Genomic DNA, 26337 nt, shown 5'->3' with positions numbered 1-26337 from the left:
TAGACAAAATCGATGAAAATAAAGTTTGTTTCAGTTTTTATGAGGGTTTATAAAACCTCGAACGTCGATTTCCACTCCAGGCACTCGCTTTCCGCGGGCGGTCCGGGAGCCTCCTCGGCCTTGCGCCTGCGGGGTCTCCCCTCGACGCGCTTTTCCCGCAGGAGTCTCGCACCTTCCGTTCCAATCAACTATGTTTTGAAATTTTAGGTAAAACCACTTTTGTCTATAAATTTAAACCGATAGCCATATGCTATCGGTTAATCTTTTATCCCTCTATTTGTTGATCATCGTCAATATCTTCTTGAGGCACAATCAATTCTTCATAGAATGCAGCCGTTGTTGTTCCTGCATAAGGAATCAACCATAGTAAACCAATTCCCAGCGTGAACATGCAAAGGATGCCCCACCCGATGAAGCTTAGGTGCATAAGGAAATACTTCCATTTCAAGCCCTTCATTCTTTTTTTGCTCTCTGTAATGGCTTCAAGCACCGTGTATTCAGGATGATCCTTCAATAAGAAAAATAGCTGCGAATAGGCGATGGCTTTGATGATACCCGGAATGATTAATAATAATGACCATAAAAAAATGAAAATAGCTTGTAAGATGGATGCCCCAATAAGCTTGAACGAGGTTTTTCCATCTTTATAGATAGCGAACACTTCTGGAATGCCAGGATTTCCATCCCTAACTAAATTCAGGTAGAACCAAGTGGTTGAAATGGTAAGCGGGATTAAGGCAATGGAAAAGACCATGCTGAAGATATCAGACCATAACGGTGTTTCTTCCTGCATGAGCCATTCTGAAAACCCACCGCTTCCGATCACTTCGACAACTAAAGGAAAAATGAGGTTGATCAAGAATAACAGCAACATAAGCGAAACAGTTACTCCCCATTTACCTCCCAACGACTGAAGGGCTTTCCTCTTTAATTCTGAGATTCTCATACTCTGATTAACTCCCCTCTTTTAAACGGCGGAATTCTGAATGTTTCCTTTTCATTGTAATTATGGATAGATTCAGAAAAACCACTATTTATTTGATGTCTAAATCTCAATTTGTACTTTAACATACTAGCTTAGTCGTGGGCTTAAATTCCTAGAAAGCACACACGGATAGAGTCAAGCGGTTGAACCGGTTTCGAGCAACCATGATCAACTCCTCTCTTCCACTGGCTTGTTTGTTCCATAACAGTTTATGAAAGGGAATAAGACAATATGCACTCTATTACTTAAGCCAACGAAATCCTCTACTCAGCAGGCCTTAAGATGTTCAAAAGAAGCATTACTTACTTCATGTGAACTCCTCATATAAACACGCGCCATGATAAGTTGGATTCCTTCAAATAAAAAATACCTTCGTAAAATGTACAATTAAAAAAGTATATCCAGCAAAGGTATTTTATTTACAATGCAAGGATTCCACTGATCATTACCCATGATTCAATGTCCTATATTTTGTTATTTATTCAATTATCTCCAATGATCTTAATCCCTTATAATGCGTTTACTTCACCATCAATAATTGTCTTTTCAACTTTCGTTCGCAATAGATCGTCCGGATTTTCCATTAAAAAAAAGTCATTCGAATAGATCATCATATCTGCTAATTTCCCTCTCGTTATGCATAAGCCTAAAATCCTTCTGATTCAACTACTACTGTTTCAACCTTAGGTTGGTTTACATCTAGTGTATAATCATTCCATTCGTATAAATGGTCTTTGTCATACAAACCCTCCATAGTCTCCTCGTCAATCGCAACTTTCCTAATAAAATTATCCCGATAGACATATCAAAAAGCAAAAAGGGGAATTCCCCCTTTTGAAGTACAATACTATTAAATTTTAAGAATTTACCATAAATTCCATTCATATTTCATTCATCTAAAACCTTTAATCATAAATTAGCTCCCCACCCTATAGATTGGGCGATAATTAGGGAAACTGCTGCTACTCCATACCAAATCAGCAGGAGTGGAGCTATAAAGCGGACCCATTTTGTATAAGGCACTTGAGCAATAGCTAATATTGCCATAAACAAACCGCTAGGGTAAAGAATGTTTGTAAAGCCGTCACCATATTGAAATGCCAAAATCGCTGTTTGCCTTGTGACTCCAAGTAAATCGGACAACCCGCTCATAATAGGCATGGTAATCATGGCTTGTCCACTTCCAGATCCAACGAAAAAGTTAAATAAAGATTGAAAGACCATCATCACTAGTGCAGCTATCTGGCTTGGCATGGAACTCACCACTACGCTAATACCATTTACAATCGTATCCAAAATATTCCCATTCTCAAGAATGACTGAAATGGCTCTTGATAGTCCAATAATCAAAACACCTAAAAGCACTTTTTTAAATCCTTCATTAAACACTTCAGCAATAGTACTTGGATTGAGACCATAAATTAAGCCGAGAACAATCCCCATAAATGCATACCAACCACCAATTTGAGTGAAATACCATCCCCAGTTCAGCAAACCATAAATCATCACACCAATGCCAGCGAGCAAAAAGAGAATGGCAAAGATCTGCCTTTTTGAAGCTTTTTCTTCTATTTGCTCATCACTATTAATATATTGAGCATCCAAACCATCTCCATATAAGTATCCGAGCGAGGCGTTTCTCTCAATCTTACGCGCATAACACCAAACATACCAAATCCCAATTAATACGGTAATCACCATAAAAATCGCCCGAAAACCAATTCCAGAGTATAATGGCAGCTCCATTAATGTCTGGGAAAGTCCCACTGTGGCTGGGGAAGTAAGTGCAACACTAAATCCAGCAGCCGTACTAACAAGCACCATCGCAGTGGCTGTGAAACGATCATAGCCTAAATTCAACATTAACGGGATCATGATTGGTGCATACATAAGCCCCATCTCCATGGCCCCTGTAAATGCCGTAAAAGCAGCCATGGGAACCATCAATGCGGGGATGGCCCATATACTTCTGTTTTGAAATGCATGATTAATTCTTTGAATGCCCAAGGTTAGAAGTCCTGTGCGTTCAATAACACTGAACAGTGCCCCAATCATTAAACCACCAAAGATGATTTCACCTGCCTGAACCATCCCAGTAGGTATCGAAAACATTAAATCGAAAGGAGTCAAATTGGGAGCATCCACAAACTTAAACGTCCCCGGCACCAAAATTGGCGCTCCTTTCGGTCCTTCCACTCTTTCAAATTGACCTTTAGGCACCAACAATGTTGCAACATAACAAATCAAAAGCATGGTAACTAAAATAACATAAACATGTGGTAGCTTCAGCCACTTCTTACCTGCTTTAGGCTTGTCTCCTCCGTTGATTTCATTTAATGTGACATCTTCGTTACGTATCCCCATCTCTTGCCCCTTTTCCCCATTCTAGTATTTAATTTCATTGATATACATTCAATTTTGAACGTTACAAGTAGTAGCTAATTTTACCCAAGGTATTCTATACTAAAATCTTACATACAGCATTTATGAAAATGTTTACACCATATTCCATGGCATCTTCATCAAAAGTAAAACGAGGATGATGGTGAGGATAAATAATCCCCTTTTCTTTATTTCCAGCTCCAATTAAGAAGTAATTGCTCGGTGCTTTCTGTTGGAAAGCCGAAAAATCCTCAGCACCCATTTTCGGCCCTTGAAGATCAACAGCCTCTTCCCCACAGACCTCACGTACTGTTTCCTCTATAACCTTGGTTACTTCATTGTCGTTTATGACTGGTCGATATCCGGTTAGATATTTAAACTCATACGAGGCGCCATGTGCTTCTGTAATTCCTTTGATGACCCTTTCCATAAGAACTGGCGTGGATTCACGGAATTTCAAATCAAAACTTCGAACCGTCCCGCTAATCTCTACGGAGTTTGCAATAACATTGGCAGCTTCCCCCCCAACGAACTTTCCTATGGAGAGAACCAAGTTGTCCAGCGGATTTGTATTGCGGGACACGATATATTGAAGATTCGTAACGACCTGGGCACCGATCGCGATGCTGTCAATCGTTTCATGAGGTGCGGAACCATGGCCTCCCTTTCCTTTAATGGTTAGAAAGAAACCATCCGGCGCAGCCATCATCGGTCCATACACGATGCCAACTTTCCCTACTTCAAAGGTGGACATGAGATGGGCACCAATCACGATATCCACACCTTCCATAACGCCTGCATCGACCATTTCCTGCGCTCCCCCAGGAAAATACTCTTCGGCATGCTGAAAAAAGAAGCGGACTTCACCTTTCAGGCTATCTTTCATTCCGGAAAGGATTTTCGCCGTGCCAAGAAGCATCGCCGTATGACCATCATGACCGCAAGCATGCATGACTCCTGGTGTGCGGGATTTAAAATCGAAAGAATTTTCCTCCTCAATCGGCAGCGCATCCATATCTGCACGGATGCCCAATGTTTTCCCCGGTTGAGAGCCAATCAAGCGGGCCATCACACTGTATTTTGTCGGACGTGTAACTTCCAGGTTTCCAAATGACAACAAGGTTTCGTATACGAATTGCGATGTCTTCTCTTCTTGATAAGATAATTCCGGATGCTGGTGAAGATGACGCCGCCAAGCAATCACATCTTCTCTTACACCTTTTATTTCCGGATATAACTTCGAACTTTGCATGACCATTTCCTCCTCAAATATGAACTATAAGATCTATCTATCTAGTAAACCAGCAAGTTGTGTGCCAATTATTAATTTTCTGCAAATTACGCTTCCCGCTCCTTGAAAAATAAGGTTTGCGCCTTATACTCTCAAACGGCAACATCGCTTCCAAGGCTTCCTCGCATGGAAGTGTAAAAATTTTTACCCTCTAGCGTAAAATTTTTTTTACTATTATTGAACATCCGCACCAAGAAATCGAAAGGGACGAAAAGGAAATCAGCCCTTTTCGTCCCTTTATCTTCTATTTATTTATCGCCGTTTCTTTTTGATAAACCAAAGAACCGCCCATATAAGTTTCTTCCACTGTAATCCTATCGATTTCCTCCGGTCTGATCTCCAAAATATCTTGGTCAAGCACAATGAAGTCTGCCCGATAGCCCGGAGTGAGCTGCCCGACATCCGGGATTCTCGTTATCTCCTGAGCGGCCCGTGTGTAAAGTGTAATCGCGGTAGGCACATCCACACGCTGATCCTGACCGGTGTCCGTACCGTCATAGGCAATTCGAGTAACCGCTGCCTTGATTCCAACGAACGGATTGACCGGATCGACCCATGCCGTTGCAGGTGCATCGGAAGAGAATGCCAGTTTAATGCCTGCTTCCAACATGGATTGGATGGGGTAGGTTTGTTTCAAACGTTCTGCTCCTAGATTTTTAAGGTAGCTTTCGATTTCGGCATATAAGAAGATTGGTTGGGGAACAAAAGCGATACCCGTTTCAGCTGCACGCTGAAGTGCTTGCTTTGTAGGCATGGCTGCATGTTCAATCCTTATCGATGGACCATCCGTGATCCATCCCGTTTTTCCGTAAAAGGTATTCACGATCATATCGATCGCTTGCTCCCCCATGGCATGTATGACCAATTGAATATTGTTTTTCCTGGCTGCCTCAGCTGCACTTAACAACTCTGCCTCTGATGTCATCTGTATGCCATGGTTCTTTTCTTCTCCTAAAAACGGCGGATCGACCCACGCCGTTTGACCCGACACGCTGCCATCCGAGAATAACTTAACCCCACCTATATGATTCTGGCTTTCTCTGTTTGTTTTACCCTTATCCAGGATCATATCATTCTTTATATCTTCCCAAATATAGTATAAAATTGTACGTTGCTTCAGGCCCTTTTCGCTTGCTGCCCTATACATATCCAAGTAATCGATCGGCTGGGTCCTTGCCATGAGTTCAGTGATTGCCGTAATCCCATGTGATAATAATTTGGGACTCAGTTCGGCGAGAGTATCTGTTTCTTCTTCGAATGTTTGAATCGGCATCACTTTATTGACCAGTTCTTTTGCATTTTCCCGTAATATTCCGGTCGGCTCCCCTTCTGAATCCCTGTCAATCTCTCCCCCCGCTGGATTTGGTGTGTCCTTCGTGATCCCCGCCATTTCCAATGCCTTGCTGTTCACGACAATAATATGGCCGCAGGTCCGGGTTATGACAACAGGGACGTCCGTCGTCGCCCTATCCAAATCGTAGCGTGAAGGGGACCGTCCCTCCGTCAATTTCCCTTCATCATATCCCCAGCTTTCAATCCAATCCCCTGAATTTTGGGATTCACATTGTTCACGAACGGCTTTGATCAAATCCTCAATCGATTCAACGACAGGTGGCATACATGGAATTTGCTTGGCTGCCTTAGCCAAAAACAGCGGATGCAGATGTGCATCAATTAGTCCGGGAAGCACCCGCCGTCCTTGAAGATCTATCCGTTCCCCATTCATTCCATCTGTCTCTGACTGTTCTCCAACCCACTCGATGCGCCCATTACGAACAACCATGGCACTCGCATAAGGCTGTTTTGGATTAGCTGTAAATATTTTCCCATTCATATAAATAAAATTCATATTTCGTTTATTTTCATTCATACTTTCCCTCTCCTTAATAAGTAAAATCCAATATGATGAAGTGCAAACTTCACTTCATCCTTCCATATTTAAACCTTATGCCGATTCACAACATTTAAGATAAACGGTTTTCTCCATTCATCGGGCTTGAAGGAATTTCCTGAGCCTGTTTTCCGTGAATGAACGTTCCCACGACGAATCCCAGTACGGCTGGAATGAGCCATGCAAACCCATATGAACTGAATGGAATGATGGAAATGAAATCATTCATGAATCCCATATGGATACCGATGATTTCCAAAGATTCGCATAAACTGATGATGAAAGTGGCCAGTACCGACCCCTTATAGGCTCCCGCGTTTGGTATATATCTGCGGAAAACGCCAAGTAAGACAACCACAATCGAAACAGGGTAAATTCCCATGAATAACGGTACGGAGTAGTCGATGATTTTTTCGACACCCATTAGCCCCATCAACACTCCCGTGGCACAAACGACGATAACCCAATTGCGGTAGCTCACTTTTTGTTTCGTCAACCCGCTAAGGAAGTCTGCTATCGAAGCGGTTATTCCAATTGAGGTGGTAAGGCACGCTAATGAAACCGCTATAGCCAATGCAATGTTGCCATAATCCCCAAGCAGATTATAAACCAGGCCCGTCACCAGCTGCGCACTCTCCATGTCATAAGGAAATAACCCGCTTCCTGTAGCACCGATGTACAAAAGCCCTCCGTATATGATGAGCAATCCCAAACCAGCCACAATGGTTCCATTCATGACCACTTTCTTCATTTTGGAAGGTTCCGCATATCCTTTAGCAGCAATCGAGCCAATGAAAACCGAGGCACAAAGAAGGCCCGTGAACACGTCCCCCGTCTGATAAGCACTAAAAAAGGAATGGCCAAACGGATTTTGAATTTCCGTATTTACAGGCACCCCCAATGGATCTAATGTGCCTTTGATGACGATGAAAAGAAGAATGGCGAACAGAGCAGGCGTTAGCACTTGTCCGACTTTATCAATGAGATTGGATCGGTCGCTGGCAAAATAAAAATTCAATCCAAAGAAAACGAGCATCGTCACGAAAGATGGTACATTCGGGAATAATGTATGAACCCCCATCTCATGGGTGGTAGCGGCCGTCCGGGGTACAGTGACGAGCATCGCAATCCCTATCATGACGACCAGATTGAACACCTTATAAAACCAAGGGCTGATCGGCCTTGTCAGTTCTTCAAATTTCCCTTTTGAATTCAGGACCGCCACAACTCCCAGTATCGGGAGTACGATCCCCGTAAGAATGAAGCCCACTAGCGCCACTAGCCAATCCGCCCCTGATGCAAGTCCGATCGACGGAGGGAAAATCAGGTTGCCAGCCCCAAAAAATACGGCAAATAAAGCAAAACCAAAAATAAGGCTGTCACGTACTATCTTGTTTGTATTCATCCATTCACCTCTATTTTTTTATCACTCAATGAAACCAGCTTTTAATACGCCTATCACTTATATAAGCAAATGCCGTGCCAATCTTAACAATATTTTAATTATTTTTAACATTACTTGCATATGACGCTACACACAAGGCAAAAAAAGGGTCACGATTCTATTTAGCGTATAGAATCGTGACCCTTTGATTATCCAAATCTATTAAGAAGTGGTGAAATTTTTCACTCTAGCGTAAAAAAATTTTTACCGCAATTTATGTTTTTCCATTTTATATTTCAATAATTGTTTGGAGATACCAAGCTGTCTGGCAGATTCCGCAATTTTTCCATTCGTATTTTTCAATTGACGCACAATGATCTCTTTTTCATATTGCTGAACCGCATCTTTTAAGGAATCCACATTAAGACTGTTGATATTAGCCATTGGAGCAGCCGTATAATCTCTGATTCTACCAGGAATATCATCAAGGGTGATTCTACTGGCCTGGACATGATTGTAAGCCGTCTCGACCGCATTTTTCAATTCCCTGATATTCCCTGGCCATGGATATCTTTTGAAGCATTGGAGCACCTGATCCTGAACACCGTCTATATATATATTCATCGTATTGTTGTAAAAATTCAGATAATGATTAACAAGGACTTCTATATCCTCTTTTCTTTCCATCAAGCTTGGCAAGTCGATTTGCACGACACCAATTCTATAGAATAAATCCTCCCGCAACCGTTTCTCCGCCAGTAAAATATCCGGTACCTCATTCGTTGCTGAAATTACCCTGATGTCCAAGCGGATATTTTTCTTGCCGCCCAGTCTCCTGATCGTTTTCTCTTCAATCGCCTTCAGAAGCTTCACCTGTAGGTTAATGTCCAGGGAATTGATTTCATCCAGAAATAATGTGCCGCCTTCCGCCTGTTCGAATAGACCCGGCATGTCTTCCGACCCGGTGAAACTCCCTTTATTCGTGCCAAACAAAGTACTTTCCCATAAACTAGCAGGAACCGCACTGCAGTTAAGTGAAATGAAGGGCTTTCCAAATCGATCGCTTAAATTATGGATTGCCTGGGCAATAAGTTCCTTCCCTGTGCCCGTTTCCCCAACGATCAAAACATTTGAGGTCGTTAACGCAATTCTTCCCAGTTTCTCTTTAATGCTTTCCATTTTAGGGTTAACCGTGATAATATCATCGACCGTATAAACGGTATTATTTCTCCTGAAGATTTTATGGCTCGAATATTTGTCCAAATGTTGGATGGCATCCTTGGAAAAGAAACGCTTAGAGAATTCTACGGCCCCAATGATTTTACCGTTTTCGGCTATCGGAAATGTGGAATTGATCGTTTCGATGACCTCTCCCGTTTTGGTGATCATCTCTTGTTTAATATTACATAACGGTTTCCCCGTCCTTAATACATTCATCAACGTACTATTTTCGTTCGTGATGTTTTTATAAAAGGAAGCGACACTCTTCCCCATGAATTCTTCGGGCCTTATCCCAAGCTCTTTAAGGACATTTAAATCTGCCATATCATAAAAAATGATCATCCCTTTATCATCTACGACCAAAACATTATCAAAATCGGATAATCGCCTGAATATATCCACATTCACATTCACCATTCCAGCCTCCTCGCAACTTTACATATTCAAACCCTGACAATCCCCGCAGACCGGTCCCTTCACTTTATAGCTTCTTGGTTTGGAACTGCTTCGTGCATTGTCCAATCATTCTGATATTTTACCATGAAACGGGGCGTTTTTTCTTTTCAAACTTTTACCTGGTTTTGTCATCACCATTAATGATCACAACAAAAAAAGAGCATCCCAAAGCCGAAATCGCTTCCGCCTTTGGAACACCCTCTTTCCTATAATCAATCAGAGCCAGTTATAACAAAATCGTCTTGGAGCAAAGCTAAAGGAAGCTTTCTATTTATAGGATCCCCTGCCGAAACATTAATTTCAGTAATGTAACCACTGGCACCTATTGAAACATCAATCAATTTCCCATCCTCCGTTTTCACTAAAAAGAGCCTCTCCCATTCATAAACATAGGAATTCTTTTGAACGTAAACTTGTTCGACGGTCCCATCCTGAGCACACTCGATGGTATGAATCGGTTTTAACACGGAATCACTCCTCCACTCCCCGTTATTTGACTAAAGCTTATACCCAGCCACGGAATATCGAGGCTTCTGCCATTTTTCTGACACCCACCATATATGCTGCCAGCCTCATATTTACTTTTCTTGTCTCGGACATTTCATATACTTGATTAAATGAATTGACCAATAACTCTTTTAATTTTGTTTGGACTTCTGCATCTTCCCAATAATAACCTTGATTGTTTTGAACCCATTCAAAGTAAGAAACTGTCACACCGCCTGAACTTGCCAATACATCAGGTACGAGAAGCACATTGCGTTCCGTCAGGATCTTGGTTGCCTCCAAGGTGGTAGGACCATTCGCTGCTTCCACGACAATTTGGGCTTTGATAAGATGTGCATTTTCTTTGGTGATTTGATTGGAAATGGCAGCAGGCACTAAAATATCACAATCTTGTTCCAGAAGTTCCTGATTGGTGATTTTGTTATCGAATAGTGTCGTTACCGTTCCAAAGCTATCCCTTTTATCAAGTAAGTAATCGATATCCAGACCATCCGGGTTATAGATAGCACCATATGCGTCCGAAATGCCAATCACTTTCGCACCTGCATCATGCATGAACTTGGCCAAAAAGCTTCCTGCGTTCCCAAACCCTTGGACGATGATGCGTGCACCTTTCAATTCTATGCCCTTACGCTTTGCCGCTTCCTCGATACAGATGGTGACACCTTGTGCAGTCGCCTTTTCCCTACCGTGTGAACCGCCCAGTACCAGTGGCTTACCTGTAATGAAACCAGGAGAATCGTGTTCTCTTATTCTACTGTATTCATCCATCATCCATGCCATGATTTGTGAATTCGTATAAACATCCGGGGCCGGAATATCTTTAGTCGGCCCCACTATTTGGCTGATTGCCCGAACGTATCCACGGCTAAGCCTTTCCAATTCACCGATGGACATTTGGCGCGGATCACAGATGATGCCGCCTTTTCCTCCGCCATATGGCAGATTCACGATTCCGCACTTCAAACTCATCCACATTGAAAGTGCCTTGACTTCTTCCTCATCGACCTCGGGATGAAAACGGATTCCGCCTTTCGTAGGACCGACAGCATCGTTGTGCTGGGCACGGTATCCAGTGAAGATCTTCGTCGTATTGTCATCCATCTTAATTGGAATCCGGACGGTCAGCATCCGAAGAGGTTCCTTCAAAAGCTCGAACACTTCTTCAGAATAGCCAAGCTTATCCAGTGCCTCCTTGATTACGACCTGTGTTGAATCAAGCAAGCTGGCAGTTTCTTTTTCTTCTTTGATCATTGTACTCAATGGAATTCACCTCATAGGTATATTAGGATAAAACTCTTTTAATGCGTTCGATTGCCCAATCCAAGTCTTCTTTTGTAATCACTAACGGCGGAGCAAAACGGATGACTGTATCATGTGTTTCTTTACATAGCAGTTTTTCTTCTTTAAGCTGCTCACAATAAGGTCTTGCAGCTTCTGTTAATTCGACTCCGATGAATAAGCCTCTGCCACGGATATCTTTAATCATTGGATTCTTGATTTCTTTTAAACTATCCATAAAGTATTGTCCAAGCTCCAATGAACGTTCCGCAAGCTTCTCCTCTTCAAGGACTTCCAATGAAGCGATGGAAACAGCACATGCCAATGGATTGCCGCCGAATGTAGAACCATGGGAACCAGGATTGAATACGCCAAGGATTTCACGGTTTGCAGCCACGCAAGAGATTGGGAAAACCCCGCCGCCCAGTGCCTTACCTAAAATGTACATATCCGGAACTACTCCATCCCAGTCAGAGGCGAACATTTTTCCTGAACGTCCAAGTCCTGACTGAATTTCATCAGAAACGAATAGGACATTATTTTCTTTACATAAATCGTAAGCTTCTTTTAAGAATCCTTGTGGCGGTATGATGATTCCCGCTTCACCTTGAATCGGTTCGATTAAAAATCCAGCCGTTTGCGGTGTAATCGCTTCTTTCAATGCATCAAGATCGCCATAAGGGATAAGCTTGATCCCTGGCAGCATCGGTCCAAAGCCCCTTCTGTATTCCTCATCCGATGACAAGGACACGGATGCCATCGTACGGCCATGGAAATTCCCGATACAAGCAATGATTTCAGCTTGGTTTTCTGCTATTCCTTTAACATCATAACCCCAGCGCCTAACAGCTTTGATTGCTGTTTCAACGGCTTCAGCACCCGTATTCATAGGCAGCGCCATGTCTTTTTGCGTAATGCGTGAAACCATTTCATACCATGGGCCTAATTTATCACTATGGAATGCACGGGACGTCAATGTTACGCGATCAGCTTGTTTTTTTAATTCGTCGATGATTTTCGGATGCCTGTGGCCTTGGTTCACTGCTGAATAGGCACTAAGCATATCCATATATTTGTTGCCTTCAGGATCTTCCACCCAAACTCCTTCTGCCTTCGAAATGACGATTGGAAGTGGATTATAATTGTTTGCACCATATTGTTCTGTTTGCTCGATTAATTTTTCCGTTAATGTTGTCATGTTAATTCCCCCTAAAATTTATAGCGTTTCAGATGTTGTTTTACCTTGAAGATGAAGAACTAAATAATCAGGACCGCCCGCTTTTGAATCTGTACCTGACATATTGAATCCGCCAAATGGCTGGTATCCTACAATGGCACCAGTACAGCCGCGGTTGAAGTACAAGTTACCTACGTGGAAATCCTCACGCGCCTGTTCGATATGGTCAATATTGTTCGAAATGACCGCACCCGTTAAACCATAATCCGTGTTATTGGCAATCTCGATTGCATGATTGAAATCTTTTGCCTTACAGAACGCAACCACTGGTCCGAAAATTTCTTCTTTCATGACACGTGCATTCTCATCCACATCGGCAATGATTGTTGGCTGGATGAAGAAACCTTTTGAATTGTCCCCTTCTCCCCCTGTAACAATTTTCCCTTCTTCTTTACCGATTTCAACGTAGCTCATGACTTTGTCGTAAGCTGCTTGATCGATAACCGGACCCATGAAGTTGTTTACATCTGTTGGTTCCCCGACTGTTTTTTCTTTCGTTAATTCAATGGCACGATTCAAGACTTGGTCATATACATCCTCCACAATGACGGCACGTGAACAAGCAGAACATTTTTGACCGGAGAAACCGAATGCAGAAGCGACGATTGATTGTGCCGCCAATTCCAGATCAGCCTCTTTATCAACAACGATCGTATCTTTACCGCCCATTTCAGCGATGACACGTTTTAACCAGATTTGGCCTTCATGCACTTTTGACGCACGCTCATAAATACGGATTCCAACATCACGAGATCCGGTAAAGCTGATGAAACGTGTACGAGGATGGTCTACCAAATAATCTCCAACCTCAGCACCGCTTCCTGGAATGAAGTTCACAACTCCTGCAGGCAAGCCTGCTTCTTCCAACACTTCGATGAATTTAGCTGCAATGACCGGTGTTGTACTAGCCGGTTTCAATAAGACCGTATTACCTGAAACAAGAGCAGCCGTCGTCATGCCTGCCATGATTGCAAACGGGAAGTTCCAAGGTGAGATGATAACACCGACACCAAGCGGAATATAATTGAAAGCATTGTGTTCAATCGGACGGCTTTCCACTGGCATGCCGTCTTTAAGCTTCAGCATTTGGCGTGCATAATATTCCATGAAGTCGATCGCTTCCGCTGTATCTGCATCCGCTTCATTCCAAGGCTTTCCTGCTTCTTTAACCAATAGAGCCGAGAAATAGTGTTTTCTTCTGCGAACGATGGCTGCTGCCCTGAATAAAATATTTGCACGCACTTCCGCTTTCGTTTTTCTCCAAGTTTGGAATGTCTTATCTGCCGCTTGCATCGCTTGCTCAGCAAGATCCTTATTCGCTTTGGATACGGTTCCAATAACTTCTTCTTTATTTGCTGGGTTTACAGAGGTAATGACTTCATCAGTAAACACTTTTTCACCATTAATGATCAGCGGATATTTCTTCCCTAAATCATTAGCTACATCATTCAATGCCACTTGAAAAGCTTTATTGTTTTCTTCGATTTTAAAATTAGTAAATGGTTCGTGTTTATATGTTTGGACCATTATAGCTCATCTCCCTAAAATTTATGTTTTTTTCTTCTCCCTTACTTAACAAGCAAGTTCCGTGCCAACTTTTCGTTTTTTTGAAAAATTAATGATATTTCATGAAATATGCAATGAAATTCAGCACTTTTGGGGCAAAATTAACATAGTATGCCATTATTTTTTGCTCTAATCCCTATTTTTGTCGCTTAAACCTTACAATTTTTATTAATGCAAGATTCATGCCAACTATAAAAAACATAAAAAACAGCGTTTTTTCTCTTTTTCCGCAAAATATTTTTGCACTTCGATGCAAAATAATCTTGCTGTGCAAATTTTATTTGCGCCTTTTATTCAATTCCTCTACAATAGCTCTAAGAAAAGAATAAAAAACGGGAGGCATTCATGTATTTAGATCAAATCATTAAAATAGATGGTTTCCAAACCATTCTCTATTCGCTAGTGGATGTAATCGATATCGGGATACATATTATCGATATAAAAGGGCGGACCATTGTATATAACAAAAAAATGGCAGAAATAGAAGGAATGGATTCAGACGAGGTATTAGGGAAGAAGATTCACGAAATCTTTAAATTCAAGGAAGAAACGGAGAGTACATTAATAAGGGCACTTCATTCGGGAAAGACAACCGAAAACTCGAAGCAAACCTACTTCAATAATCTTGGACAGGAAATTACTACAATCAATAATACGTTTCCGATTTTGGATCAAAAGCAAAATATCATCGGAGCAATTGAAGTGGCAAAGGATATAACGAATCTGGAAAGAATCATTAAGGATAATATCTTAAATAAAGGTGATACCAAATATACGTTTGACAGCATCATCGGAACGAGTGAAAATTTCTTGGAAGTCATAGAAAAGAGCAAGCGCTCGACCAGAACGACATCCTCCATCCTCATCGTCGGGGAAACGGGAACCGGAAAAGAACTCTTCGCCCAAAGTATCCATAATGGCAGCAGCCGTTCGACACATCCTTTCATCAGCCAAAACTGTGCTGCCCTGCCGGATAGTTTAATTGAAGGAATACTCTTCGGCACAAAGAAAGGAGCCTTCACCGGATCGATTGAAAGGCCTGGATTATTCGAACAGGCACAGGGCGGTACCATCCTGCTTGATGAAATCAACTCATTAAATCCGAATTTGCAAGCGAAATTATTACGTGCCCTTCAAGAAAGGACGATTCGCCGTGTTGGGGATACAAAAGATAAAAAAATTGACGTTCGCGTCATTGCAACGATAAATGAAGATCCGATAGATGCCATATCAAATGACCATTTACGAAAGGATTTATACTACCGATTAAGTGTCGTTTCGTTATTCATCCCGCCCCTTCGTGAACGGAAAGAGGATATTCCTTTGCTGGCGCAATCCTTCATCGGAAAATTCAATGCGCTGTTCGAATTGAATATAGAAGGAGTCAGCGAAGAGGTCTACTCGCTTTTTTATGATTACGACTGGCCCGGGAACGTAAGGGAACTTGAACATATCATTGAGGGGGCCATGAATTTAATGGAACCTGGCGATACAAAGATAGCCATCACCCACCTTCCGACTCTATTTAGAAAGAAAGCCCATTTGGAAGACATTCATTCCGATAGAAAAGAGAATGATGAAAATGGAGATTTACAGGAGTCTACCTTATCTCTTGATGATTATATTGCCAATACCGAAAAGCAATATTTGGAAAAGATATTAAAAGAGCATGACATGAATATCTCCCAAGCAGCCAAGGCCCTTAATATCAGCCGCCAAAGCCTTCAATACCGCTTGAAAAAGTATCAGGTCAAATAACATCCTTCCTGCACAAAGAAGGCCCCCCATTATATGGAGGGCCTTCAGTTTGTCTACAAAAGGGGAGTGGGTTTAATGCGTGTACCTTAAAATAAATGCCCCGGATTCAGAATAGTGAGGTGTGGGTTGAAAAAATTCGTGAACGGTCGAATTTAGTACCATGTAGGTCGAATAAATGCATGAACGGTCGAATTTAGTACCATGTAGGTCGAATAAATGCATGAACGGTCGAATTTAGCGCCGTTTAGGCCGAATAAATGCATGAACGGTCGAATTTAGTGCCGTTTAGGCCGAATAAATTTGTGAACGGTCGAATTTAGCGCCGTGTAGGTCGAATAAATGCATGAACGGTCGAATTTAGTGCCATGTAGGTCGATTAAATGCGTGAACGGTCGAATTTAGTACCATGTAGGTCGAATAAATGCATGAACGGTCGAATTTAGTGCCGTTTAGGCCGAATAAATGCATGAACGGTCGAATTTAGTGCCGTTTAGGCCGAATAAATTTGTGAACGGTCGAATTTAGCGCCGTATGTCGAGGCAAACTCTCTTTTCTCCGTTTGTCTACAGTCTGAAGGCCCCCATTGATAGTGAGGGCCTTCTTTACCTGCTATTATTCATTTCACTTCGCAATCAGAATGCTTCAGCCGCTTTTGCAACGTTTTCCAAACCATCCGCGATGATTTTTTGAGTCCGATCCGGATATTGATTATGTCCTTCAATGACCACGACCTCCGGATTGTTGATCCCCCACAGGCCAATGATATTTTTCACTAAATTAACGGCCATTTCAGCGGAAGCCATTCCTTCCAATGCGTAATCAGAACCGCGGGCATTCAATAGCATGACTTTTTTATCACCAGCATAGCCGACAGGACCTTCAGCCGTATAATTGAACATTTTACCGGCTTGTGCCAAATAGGAAAGATATGTGATAAGCGGCGCAGGAACCGTTGAGTTCCATAGAGGGAAAGCGAATACCACTTTATCCATCTCCAGGAATTGATTTAAATATTGGTCAACCAGTTCTGCCGCCTTTTCCTCTTCGGCTGTCAGTTCAAGACCTTGGTTACGTTTATACAAACCGGTAATCGCCGTATTTCCATAGTAGGGAAGTTCTTCTTTAAATAAATCCAGCTCTGTCACTTCATCTGTACGGTGTGTCTCTTTATATGCTTTTAAGAAGGTGTCATACATTTTCGAGCTGATTGCCTGTTCTGCCGGACGATCGTTCACTTTTACGAATAATACTTTTGTCATTTTTCCATTCTCCCCTGCCGCGGTTTCTTTATTTCCAAATAATCTACTTAAGAATCCCATTATCCTCACCATTGCTTTCTGCTTTAATAATTTAGACCACTAAATGAATCTCATTGCCTGATGGATCTGTTACAGCGAAAAACCCTTCTTTTTCCGTGACGATAGCCCCGATTTCCTTCAGTTGTTCCGCTACTTTGTTTCTCGCTTCTTCATCTGCATAAACGAGCGTATACCAGTTTAGCCCTACACTATTTTCCTTAGGAGCAGGGGCGCCAACGCCATTCCAAGTGTTCAACCCGATGTGATGATGATATCCGCCGGTTGAAGTAAAGAGCGCTCCTCCATATCGATTCACGACGGAAAACCCAAGTCCTAGCATGTAAAACTCCTCCGTTTTACGTAAATCCGCTACATGCAGATGTATATGCCCCATTAAGGTACCTGCAGGCAGTTTTCTCCACTCATCATCGCTTTCTTCCAGAAGGTCATTCCCATCCAACGGATCCGTGCCCATTGCGACTTCCCCCTCGGCCCATTTCCAATCAGTGGATGGCCGGTCAGAGTAAACTTCTATGCCATTGCCATCCGGATCGGTAATGTACAGCGCTTCACTCACCTCATGATCAGCCGCTCCAAATGGATATTTCGTTTGAAGTAAATGACGCAAAAAAATCGATAAGTCAGCACGGCTTGGCAGCAAAAGGGCAAAGTGATATAAGCCCGTCGTCCGCCCTTCTTTCGGAATCACATCAGCAGGCTGCTCAAGTGTCAGCAATGGGGTTTTTCCGTCTGTCGTTAAAACAGCTTGCCGGTCCGCTTTCTTCAGTACTTGAAGACCGATAATTTCTTGATAAAACAGAATAGCCTTATTCAAATCCAAAACATTTATACTGACTTCGCCAACAAAGGTAATTGGTTTTTGATGAAAATTTTTATCCATATTGTCACTTCCCTTTTTTATTGAAAATCACGTTATCCAAAGAAAGAACCGTGCGGTTTGCACACGCTAGATAGACAGACATGGCCAGCAGTGCCAAGTCCAGTTCGTAGCCCGCCGCTTGCCCGTTTCCAAGAAAACCGGCAGGTAATTTAGCGGTGAAAATCGCCCCCGCCATAATGACCGCAAATAGGACGGAAACGATTCGTGTTCCCAAACCCAGTATAACCGCAAGTCCTCCGATCAATTCGATTCCTGCAACGATGTAAGCCATGAACCCAGGAATGCCAAGGCTATTGAAAAATCCCGCCGTATTTCCGATGCCCCCTTGAAACTTTGAAACGCCGTGAATGAAAAAAGTAAGACCTAAAATCACCCTTAAAAAAACTTGGCCTGCATCATTTTTATTCATGTATGAATTCTCCTTTTGTCGGTTACTTTATGTAAGTAATTATATTTTCATAAGTTTATAATGTCAAGTAAGTTTATTGGAATTTCTTTTTTTACCTAAAAAAACGAATTGCCGAAGCAACTCGTTCCATAGTGTCACTATTTAAATGTGTAATATATGGTTGAATTGATGATGAAAGAATCCGCAATCGTTCTCCCGACTTCCTCACATGCCACTTTACTGAACTTTGTCGCATCAACGGGCTCATATAATAATTGATGAATGCCGTCCACCGACCGTATTGCGACGGTTGCGTCAGGGTTCGTCCGGTATATCCGTTCCATTATTTCTTCTTTATTAGGAACCAGGCTGGCAATCCATACAAGATCAAACTCCGTGTAGTCATGAAGGGCGCCATCATTCAAGATATACTCTGAATTCCCTTCGTTATCCAGTTCTTCGACGATGCGCCTGCCAAGGAAATGGGCTTGTTCATCTATATCGAGACATGTCATCTTTGCACCCAACTCCCGTTGAAGCAGCAAGGGACTTAATGGCAGAGGACCCGTCCCTACAAATGCAAATGATTGAATATCATTTTTCACCTTTTTCAATTCATTGATTTCCGTTGTAATCAGTTCTTTATAGTTATCCCAATAAATGAAAGAACGAAAGTCATCCAGGGAGTTCACACTGCCAACAAATAATTTGGCATAATGATCCTCCATCAATGTTTCAGCAATCGTCAGCTTTTCAAGCATGGTACCCCGAATCGATTGGATTTCATCATGGTTGAGAATTTCTTCTGCCACATGCTGGTCCAACGGTTTCGAAATCATCGAAACAAGTTCGGTTAACACGCGATTGATGATTTCGTTATTTGGTGATAAATCATCTTCTTCCAGTAAGATTTTATAAGTATCCATATATGTATGAATGATTTTTTCCTGTTTTCTAGACCATTTGATCGTTTTCAAGGCGCACACTCCTATTAGGAAATAATTTACTGCTTAACCGTGGTATATACAATGCCAAAAATACCGAACGTCCTAGGCTGAATACAGTAAAGGCCAGCCATAATGCATGGTTTTGATATGCCGGCACAAAAATATAAAGAGTTATCACAAAGGCAATCAAGGAATAGATCATCGAGTTACGAATCGGGGCCGCTTCAGTCGCCCCAGTAAAAACACCGTAAAAAACGATGCCTACACTGGCCGATAGAGGAAACAAAATAAGCCAGATTCCATAAATGTTTGCCAGCTCAATGACACTTGGTATCCGTGTGAAAAGCGATAGTATGGTATCACCGCATAAATAATAACTGACAGCAATTACCAGGGAGGACAGAACACCCCACTGCAACGACAGGAGCAGGGTCTTCTTATATAAGTGCTTATCTCCTGCACCAATCGCTTTTCCAACAAGTATACTTGAAGCATTTGCGAACCCGTCAAAGAAGTAAGCCATCATATAGTGAATCTGGATGAGTACGGCATTCGCCGCCAAAATCTCCGTTCCATATGCGGCACCCTTTGCCGTGAAGATATTAAAAACGGCCAACAGGCAAAGCGTCCTGATGAATAAATCCCGATTCACCGACATCATTTTCTTAATGGATGACGGATCGAACATTTCTTTCAAAGGAGGCATTTCCATTCGATGCGGCGACGCTTTCACAATAACGATCAGTCCAATGAAAAAGGCCGTCACTTCTGAAAGGAGGGTCGCTATCGCCACCCCTGGCACACCCCATTCAAATCCATGAACAAATAGCAAATCCAAGGCAATGTTCATCAGGTTCATGAACACCTGTAAAACTAGCGAAACCTTGATCTTGGACATCCCCATCAGCCACCCCAATATGACGTAATTCATCAAGGTGAATGGGATTCCCCATATTCGAATGCTGAAGTATTCAGCCGCATACATTCGGACGTCAGCATCGGGATTCATCAGTGATAAGGAAACATGTTCAATTGGTCCCTGAAGCAGGATGAAACCTACCCCTGCAACAATCGCCAGTATAAACGGCCTTAAAAAGGCTAAGATGCCTTGCTTCCCGTCGTTTGCCCCAAGTGCTTGTGCAGCAAATCCCGAAGTGCTTACCCGCAAAAACCCAAACAGCCAATACAAGGTATTGAAAATAACCGTACCTATAGCTACGCCACCCAAATAAGCAGGGTTTGGTAACTGACCCACAACAGCGGTGTCCACCGCACCTATCAATGGCGTCGTTATCGTCGATATGGTCAGAGGAATGGCCAAGGCCAAATATGATCGATGGTTCACCTTACTTCCTCCTTAAGTTGCAAACACTAATTTAATCGCAATGATTACGATTTAAAACTCAAATAAACACAATCTCATTATTCAAACATCGAAATCAGTTCTTTTGTGTATGAATGGCGTTCGCTGCAAAAAAGCTGTTCGTTTTCGAAAGAATCTACAATAACACCCCCTTTCATCACCATGATCCGTTGGCTCATCTCCTGTACTGCCGACAGATCATGAGAAATAAAAAGGTAAGAAATGTCCAAAGTCTCCCGCAGCCCGCCTAACAATTTCAGCACCGCAGCTTGTGACAGCACGTCCAGGCTTGAAGCCGGTTCATCCAATATAATGAGGGCCGGTTCAATGCTGATCGCGCGTGCAATGGTCACCCGCTGCTTTTGTCCTCCGCTTAGCTCATGCGGGTAACGTTCAGCAAAACTCTTTGGAAGCTCCACGGTTTCCAGGAGCTGTCCGATAAAGTTCGCTTCACTTGTATACGTAAAATGTTTCAGATTGACCTCGCTTCCAAATTGAAGATATGGATCCATTAGTGAATCTTTTATCCTTAGTTTTGGATTCAAAGCCGATGCAGGATTTTGCAAAACGGCCTGGATGTTCTTGCGATACGGTTTTAAACTGCGTTCGCTTTTGTTTTGCAGCGCGGTTCCTTCAAATAGGATGCTGCCTTGGTCAAAAGATTCAATCTGAAGGATGCATCTTGCCAGTGTGCTTTTTCCGCAGCCGCTCTCTCCCACTAATCCGAGGCATTCCTTCCTTTCGATGGTGAAATTCACGTCCCTAAGTACTTCCACTCCGTTATCATAGCTTTTATGGACATTTCGTACGTCTAATAAACTCATCCTGACACTCCTTCAAGCTTAAATGGAATTCTGCTCAATGATGGCGATGATTGAATCAGTTTATTTGTATAAGCATGTTGTGGATGATTCAATACCTGATTTTTATCACCGGTCTCAATGATGGCCCCGTCTTTCATGACCGCAATGCGATCCGCATACTTCCTGACATGACGTAAATCGTGGGTAATGAACAAGACTGCACATCCGGTTTCTTTTTGGAGCCTTGATAACAGCTGTAAGACCTTAAAGGAAGATACACTGTCCAAGGCTGTGGTCGGTTCATCCGCTATCAATATATCCGGTTCAAGCAGCAGGGCTATCGAAATGGATACGCGTTGAAGCTGACCGCCGCTTAATTGAAAAGGGTATCTGCCATAGATATCTTCATTCAAGCCCACCGATATAAGTGCCTTGACCGCTTGCTGCCTCCTTGCCTTTTTGGAAAGGTTCAAATGTGTTCGCTGATATTCGTCGAAATGCTGACCGATGGTAAGGAACGGTGTGAATGAACCCTGGTAATCTTGAAAAATATAAGCCAGGCGCTTTCCGCGAATCTTCCTGATTTCAGAGGAAGATAGCGTTAATAAATTCTTTTCCCCGTACCATATTTCCCCCTTCGCTTGGAGATTGGGGGCAAGCAGCTGACATATTGCCATGGCCGTCATGCTTTTGCCGCTCCCACTTTGTCCGACAAGTGCGAACCACTCACCTTTCTGCACATCTAATGAAAGATCCTTGACGATATGATTTTGCTTTCCCATGATATGCAGCTGCCTCACGGATAAAATGCTCATGATTCCACCTCCTTTTTCACATCGAATGCATCGCGTAAATAGTCACCGAGTATGTTGGATAGAAGGACGACAAATACGATGGCGAGCCCTGGGTAAATCATCAGCAACATATTGGATTGAAAGTATGGACGGGCATCATTCAGCATGGCTCCCCACTCTGGTGCCGGCGGCTGCGCCCCGAGCCCGATATATGATAATGAAGATATGAGCAAAATGATTTTTCCTAAATCGAGGCTAGCCAATACAAGCACGTTCCCGATCAGGTGCGGAAATAGATGCTTCCGCATAATTCCAAATGAACTTAATCCATTGATTTTAGCAGCTGTGACATAATCCTTCTGACGTTCGGTGATCACCGTACTTCGCACAAGCCGGGCATAATTCACCCATTTCACTATAACGATCGCCAACAGGAGATTTTCGATTCCTGGTCCTAATAAGCCACTAAGCACAATGGCAACGATCGTATCAGGGAAGGCTAGAAACGCGTCTGCAACGCGCATGAAGATCCGATCGATCACCCCTCCTTTAAAACCGGCAATCACCCCGAACGGGACGCCGATGATAACCGCGGCAAACAGGGATAAAAGACCATAGCCAACCGTCAGCTGTGCGCCAAGCAGAAGCCGTGTCAATACATCACGCCCTAGATGATCCGTCCCTAACGGATGCTCCATGCTTGCCGGCCATAGCCTTTCTCCCAGATTGACCAGTGTCGGGTCATGTTTCAGAATAAGAAAGGTGTAGGCCGTAACGGCAAGGACTGTAGCCATCACCATAAAAAGGATGGTCATTCTCCAGCGTCTTTTGGATTGTTTTTTGATTACTAACTCCATTTTCCATGCTTCCTTTCCTTCAGCCTTAGCTCCGGATTTAAATAGCGATAAGATAAATCCACGGCACTATTAACCATGAATACTATGATGGCCATGACCAACAGGTACCCTTGGATGACTGGATAATCCCGCGACCGAATCGAATCCACGACCATCTTACCTATGCCTGGATAGGCAAAAATCACTTCAATCACCACTACACCGCCGATCAGGCTGCCAAGGCTGACACCGAATACGGTAATGACCGGGGGCAAGCTATAACGAAATGCATGGGCAAAGAATATCCGAATCTCTGAAATCCCCCTTGATCGGGCGGCCCTGATGAAATCATGACTGAGGGAATCTATCAAACTCGAACGCAGCAAACGGACGTACACACTTGTGATGGCCAGCCCCAACGTGACTGACGGCAGAATCAAAGAACGGAAGCCGTCTCTGCCCATTGTCGGAAGGGCCCCCCATCGTACCGCAAATAAATCTATCAAGAGCAGCCCCAGCCAAAAGCTAGGAATGGCTGCGCCTAACAAAGAAACGGCACGGCTTATCTGATCAATCCAGCTTCCCCTGTACAATGCAGCAAGTGAACCTAAAGGTATGGCTATAACAAGCATCACAAACAATGCGCCAACCGCCAGTTCAAGTGTTGCAGGCAGCCCGCTCATGATCATCTCCATCACAGGCTGATTCGTCAGATAGGAATGCCCGAAATCCAATTGGATAAAGTCCGCAAACCAATCGCCATACTGCACTAACAGCGGATCATTGAACCCCAATTCTTCACGAAGCTCATTGACCTGCTCGTTTGTGATCGAAACATCATCCACTTGAAGTATCGAGAGAACCGGGTCTCCTGGAGCAAGCCGAACAAAAAGGAAAGATATGAATGTAATTACAAGGACAAAAATAACGACCTCAATGAATCGCCGGACTAAGATGCGGAACATTTACTTCACATCCAGTTCATTCGTCAGCATGTAGTATTCGCTTCTCGAAGTGATCCAGTTTTTAACTTTATCGGCATCATAAGCAACAAGTGTATTCGGATGTAAAATGAATGAATTATACACCTGTTCATCCACATACATCGCAATATCCTCAGCTATATCCGAGCGCTTCTCCTGTCCGACCGTTACGTTAAGCCTATCAATCAGGGAGGTCAGGTGATCATCATCGGCCCCACTGAAGTTCAAGGCTCCCTTTGGATGATAAGTAGCATTTAAATAATAGCCGGCATCCCCGCGCGGAGCCGTTAAATTGCTGTAGGTCGTTAAATCCCAATCGCGATTGGCAGCCATATACTCCTCAGGGATTTCAATTTGCTTGATTTTCACATCAATCCCCAACTGGCCGGCATCCGATTGAAAAACTTGGGCAATTAACGGCAGGTCGGCACGTGAACTGTATGTAAGAAGTGTAAACGTTAACGGTTTGCCGTCTTTTTGCATGACTCCATTCACTTTCTTATATCCCGCCTGATCAAGAAACCTCTTAGCCGCTTCCATTCCATTCTCTTTTTTCGGATAGTCCGGAGCAAAAGAGAATGTGGATGGAAATGGCCCTGTTGCCACTTCCGCATGACCATGTAAAATCGTATCCGCAATCGATGAACGGTCGATCAAGGCATCTATCGCCTTTCTGACGTGTATGTCCTGCAGTGCTTTTCGTTCCAAATTCATCGTCATTTGATGCACGCGGAAAGTCGATGTCGATTCCACCTTCACACCATCTATCGCTTCTAAATTTTCCAGGCTTTCCACTTCCGGCCGAAAGACAATATCGGCGTCTCCCGATTCAAGGGCAAGAGACCGTGCATTGGCATCTTCATTAAACGAAAACCTGGCTTTTTCAAGCTTTGCGGCTCCATCCCAGTAAGACTCATACCGTATTAAATCAACTGCCGTACCTGGTATGAATTTCGAAACGGCAAATGGCCCTGTTCCTATCGGCTTGTTTATATAGTCACTTTCCTTCACGTCAATAATCGATGTATTCGGATGGACCAATTCAGAAGGAAACTCCGGAAAAGGAACCTCCGTCTTAATGGTCAGAGCATTCCCGTCCGCTTCAATCGATTCAATGCGCAAGGCATTCTTTATCGCCGGACTATCTTTCATCGCCCTCTCCAAGGAAGCCTTCACCGCATTGCCATCCATCGGCTTTCCATTCTGAAACGTCACACCCTCCCTTAACTCAAAATTCCATAATTGACCATCCTTGCTATCCCAGCTTTTCGCCAGCCAAGGTTCGATGGTCAAATCCTCATCATTGAGATGCACCAATGTCTCAGTGATTCCAGCCCTTAGTGACACATAACTAGTATCAACATTCGGATCAAGCGAGCTAGTCGCAAAATTAAAAAGCAAGTTCACTCCCTTCTCCCCTCCCACTTGATCTTTCGCAGACTCGGTGGAACAGGCAGCCAAAAGAAAGAACGCTAGACATACAATAAAAATCGATTTACATTTTCTGTACACAATATATTTCCCCCATTACCTCAACTATTTTTATTGGCCGCTATAAAACCGTTATGATTACGATTTAGATTGCAGCATTACTATCATGAGAAACCACGTAACGCATTGCGAATGCTTATCCGAAATCAAACTATGTAATGCTCCTTTGAGAGTAAACACTAATTCACGAGTATTTTTGCCATATTCACGAGTATTTGCTCCAAACTCACGAGTATTTGCTCCAAACTCACGAGTAAACACACCAAAATCACGAGCATTTGCTCCAAACTTACGAGTAAATGATCCAAAACATGAGTAACAGCTCTAAATCTTGTGTAATAGCACCAAATTCTTGATTATTTCAACCATACTCTTGATTTATTGCACCAATCCGCCTTTTTTCAAGCGATTCCCTATATTTTCAACATATAAAGCCCCTTTCACCAAACAAATCAAAATGGTTACGATTTTCACTTTAACAAAACCCTCTTCTCTTGACTGTCTCCCATTATAAAACGTAATGATTACTGTTTACAAGGTTTTTTTTGAGCTTTCAAGATTATCGGATGATAGT

General features: G+C 42.9%; 21 protein-coding genes. 1 reads left to right on the top strand and 20 read right to left on the bottom strand.

Annotated features, from left to right (window positions below):
- Nucleotides 1-265 precede the first annotated feature (265 nt).
- The 10 genes from J7E52_RS07990 to pruA form a co-directional block, all read right to left on the bottom strand.
- A complete protein-coding gene (locus tag J7E52_RS07990) occupies nucleotides 266-946 on the bottom strand; it encodes a DUF975 family protein (protein WP_214744751.1) in 681 nt (226 codons plus the stop codon).
- Nucleotides 947-1894: 948 nt separating this feature from the next.
- Nucleotides 1895-3349, bottom strand: coding sequence for a YfcC family protein (locus tag J7E52_RS07985; RefSeq protein ID WP_214744749.1), 1455 nt, complete (start codon nucleotides 3347-3349; stop codon nucleotides 1895-1897).
- A 94-nt stretch (nucleotides 3350-3443) separates the two neighbouring features.
- Entirely contained in the window at nucleotides 3444-4619 is a 1176-nt protein-coding gene (locus J7E52_RS07980) for a M20 family metallopeptidase (RefSeq protein ID WP_214744747.1), read from the bottom strand.
- A 283-nt stretch (nucleotides 4620-4902) separates the two neighbouring features.
- Nucleotides 4903-6528, bottom strand: a complete 1626-nt coding sequence (locus tag J7E52_RS07975; protein ID WP_286197558.1) for an amidohydrolase — start codon at nucleotides 6526-6528, stop codon at nucleotides 4903-4905.
- Between the two features lie 94 nt (nucleotides 6529-6622).
- Entirely contained in the window at nucleotides 6623-7954 is a 1332-nt protein-coding gene (gene brnQ / locus J7E52_RS07970) for a branched-chain amino acid transport system II carrier protein (protein ID WP_214744745.1), read from the bottom strand.
- Nucleotides 7955-8197: 243 nt separating this feature from the next.
- Nucleotides 8198-9571, bottom strand: a complete 1374-nt coding sequence (locus J7E52_RS07965) for a sigma-54 interaction domain-containing protein (protein ID WP_214744743.1) — start codon at nucleotides 9569-9571, stop codon at nucleotides 8198-8200.
- A gap of 251 nt (nucleotides 9572-9822) precedes the next feature.
- Complete coding sequence (locus J7E52_RS07960; protein ID WP_214744741.1) at nucleotides 9823-10077, bottom strand: biotin/lipoyl attachment domain-containing protein; 255 nt, start codon at nucleotides 10075-10077, stop codon at nucleotides 9823-9825.
- A gap of 37 nt (nucleotides 10078-10114) precedes the next feature.
- Nucleotides 10115-11371 carry a Glu/Leu/Phe/Val family dehydrogenase gene (locus J7E52_RS07955; protein ID WP_214744774.1) on the bottom strand — a complete coding sequence of 419 codons (1257 nt, stop codon included), beginning with the start codon at nucleotides 11369-11371 and terminating at the stop codon, nucleotides 10115-10117.
- Nucleotides 11372-11402: 31 nt separating this feature from the next.
- The gene (locus tag J7E52_RS07950) at nucleotides 11403-12596 is read right to left on the bottom strand and encodes an ornithine--oxo-acid transaminase (RefSeq protein ID WP_214744739.1); all 1194 of its coding nucleotides are present in this window, start codon (nucleotides 12594-12596) and stop codon (nucleotides 11403-11405) included.
- Between the two features lie 18 nt (nucleotides 12597-12614).
- On the bottom strand, nucleotides 12615-14162 hold the full coding sequence (gene pruA, locus J7E52_RS07945) for an L-glutamate gamma-semialdehyde dehydrogenase (RefSeq protein WP_214744737.1): 1548 nt from the start codon (nucleotides 14160-14162) through the stop codon (nucleotides 12615-12617).
- Between the two features lie 384 nt (nucleotides 14163-14546).
- Between pruA and J7E52_RS07940 the strand changes: the two genes are divergently transcribed.
- Nucleotides 14547-15959 (top strand): sigma-54 interaction domain-containing protein, encoded by a 1413-nt coding sequence (locus J7E52_RS07940; protein WP_214744735.1) that lies wholly within the window; start codon nucleotides 14547-14549, stop codon nucleotides 15957-15959.
- 632 nt (nucleotides 15960-16591) lie between these two features.
- Here J7E52_RS07940 and J7E52_RS07935 read toward each other — a convergent pair.
- The 10 genes from J7E52_RS07935 to nikA form a co-directional block, all read right to left on the bottom strand.
- Entirely contained in the window at nucleotides 16592-17278 is a 687-nt protein-coding gene (locus J7E52_RS07935) for an FMN-dependent NADH-azoreductase (RefSeq protein WP_214744772.1), read from the bottom strand.
- A gap of 31 nt (nucleotides 17279-17309) precedes the next feature.
- Complete coding sequence (locus J7E52_RS07930) at nucleotides 17310-18158, bottom strand: VOC family protein (protein WP_214744733.1); 849 nt, start codon at nucleotides 18156-18158, stop codon at nucleotides 17310-17312.
- Nucleotides 18159-18162: 4 nt separating this feature from the next.
- Nucleotides 18163-18567, bottom strand: coding sequence for a DoxX family protein (locus J7E52_RS07925; RefSeq protein WP_214744731.1), 405 nt, complete (start codon nucleotides 18565-18567; stop codon nucleotides 18163-18165).
- 137 nt (nucleotides 18568-18704) lie between these two features.
- Nucleotides 18705-19523 (bottom strand): nicotianamine synthase family protein, encoded by an 819-nt coding sequence (locus J7E52_RS07920; RefSeq protein ID WP_286197557.1) that lies wholly within the window; start codon nucleotides 19521-19523, stop codon nucleotides 18705-18707.
- The gene (locus J7E52_RS07915; RefSeq protein ID WP_214744729.1) at nucleotides 19501-20838 is read right to left on the bottom strand and encodes an MATE family efflux transporter; all 1338 of its coding nucleotides are present in this window, start codon (nucleotides 20836-20838) and stop codon (nucleotides 19501-19503) included. The genes J7E52_RS07920 and J7E52_RS07915 overlap by 23 nt, the downstream gene beginning before the upstream one ends.
- A 77-nt stretch (nucleotides 20839-20915) precedes the next feature.
- Nucleotides 20916-21680 (bottom strand): ABC transporter ATP-binding protein, encoded by a 765-nt coding sequence (locus J7E52_RS07910; protein ID WP_214744726.1) that lies wholly within the window; start codon nucleotides 21678-21680, stop codon nucleotides 20916-20918.
- Nucleotides 21677-22474 (bottom strand): ABC transporter ATP-binding protein, encoded by a 798-nt coding sequence (locus J7E52_RS07905; RefSeq protein WP_214744724.1) that lies wholly within the window; start codon nucleotides 22472-22474, stop codon nucleotides 21677-21679. Before J7E52_RS07905 ends, J7E52_RS07910 begins: the two co-directional genes overlap by 4 nt.
- Nucleotides 22471-23253, bottom strand: a complete 783-nt coding sequence (nikC, locus tag J7E52_RS07900; protein WP_286197565.1) for a nickel transporter permease — start codon at nucleotides 23251-23253, stop codon at nucleotides 22471-22473. The genes J7E52_RS07905 and nikC overlap by 4 nt, the downstream gene beginning before the upstream one ends.
- A 47-nt stretch (nucleotides 23254-23300) precedes the next feature.
- Nucleotides 23301-24254, bottom strand: coding sequence for a nickel ABC transporter permease (gene nikB, locus J7E52_RS07895; RefSeq protein ID WP_214744720.1), 954 nt, complete (start codon nucleotides 24252-24254; stop codon nucleotides 23301-23303).
- The gene (gene nikA / locus J7E52_RS07890; protein ID WP_214744718.1) at nucleotides 24255-25784 is read right to left on the bottom strand and encodes a nickel ABC transporter substrate-binding protein; all 1530 of its coding nucleotides are present in this window, start codon (nucleotides 25782-25784) and stop codon (nucleotides 24255-24257) included.
- Between the last annotated feature and the right edge of the window lie 553 nt (nucleotides 25785-26337).

Origin of the sequence: Bacillus sp. ISL-34, assembly GCF_018613325.1 — a bacterium.
Taxonomy (GTDB): Bacteria; Bacillota; Bacilli; order Bacillales; family DSM-1321; genus Peribacillus.
The sequence above is the reverse complement of the archived record's forward strand: the minus strand, read 5'-3'. Positions and strand labels throughout refer to the sequence as shown.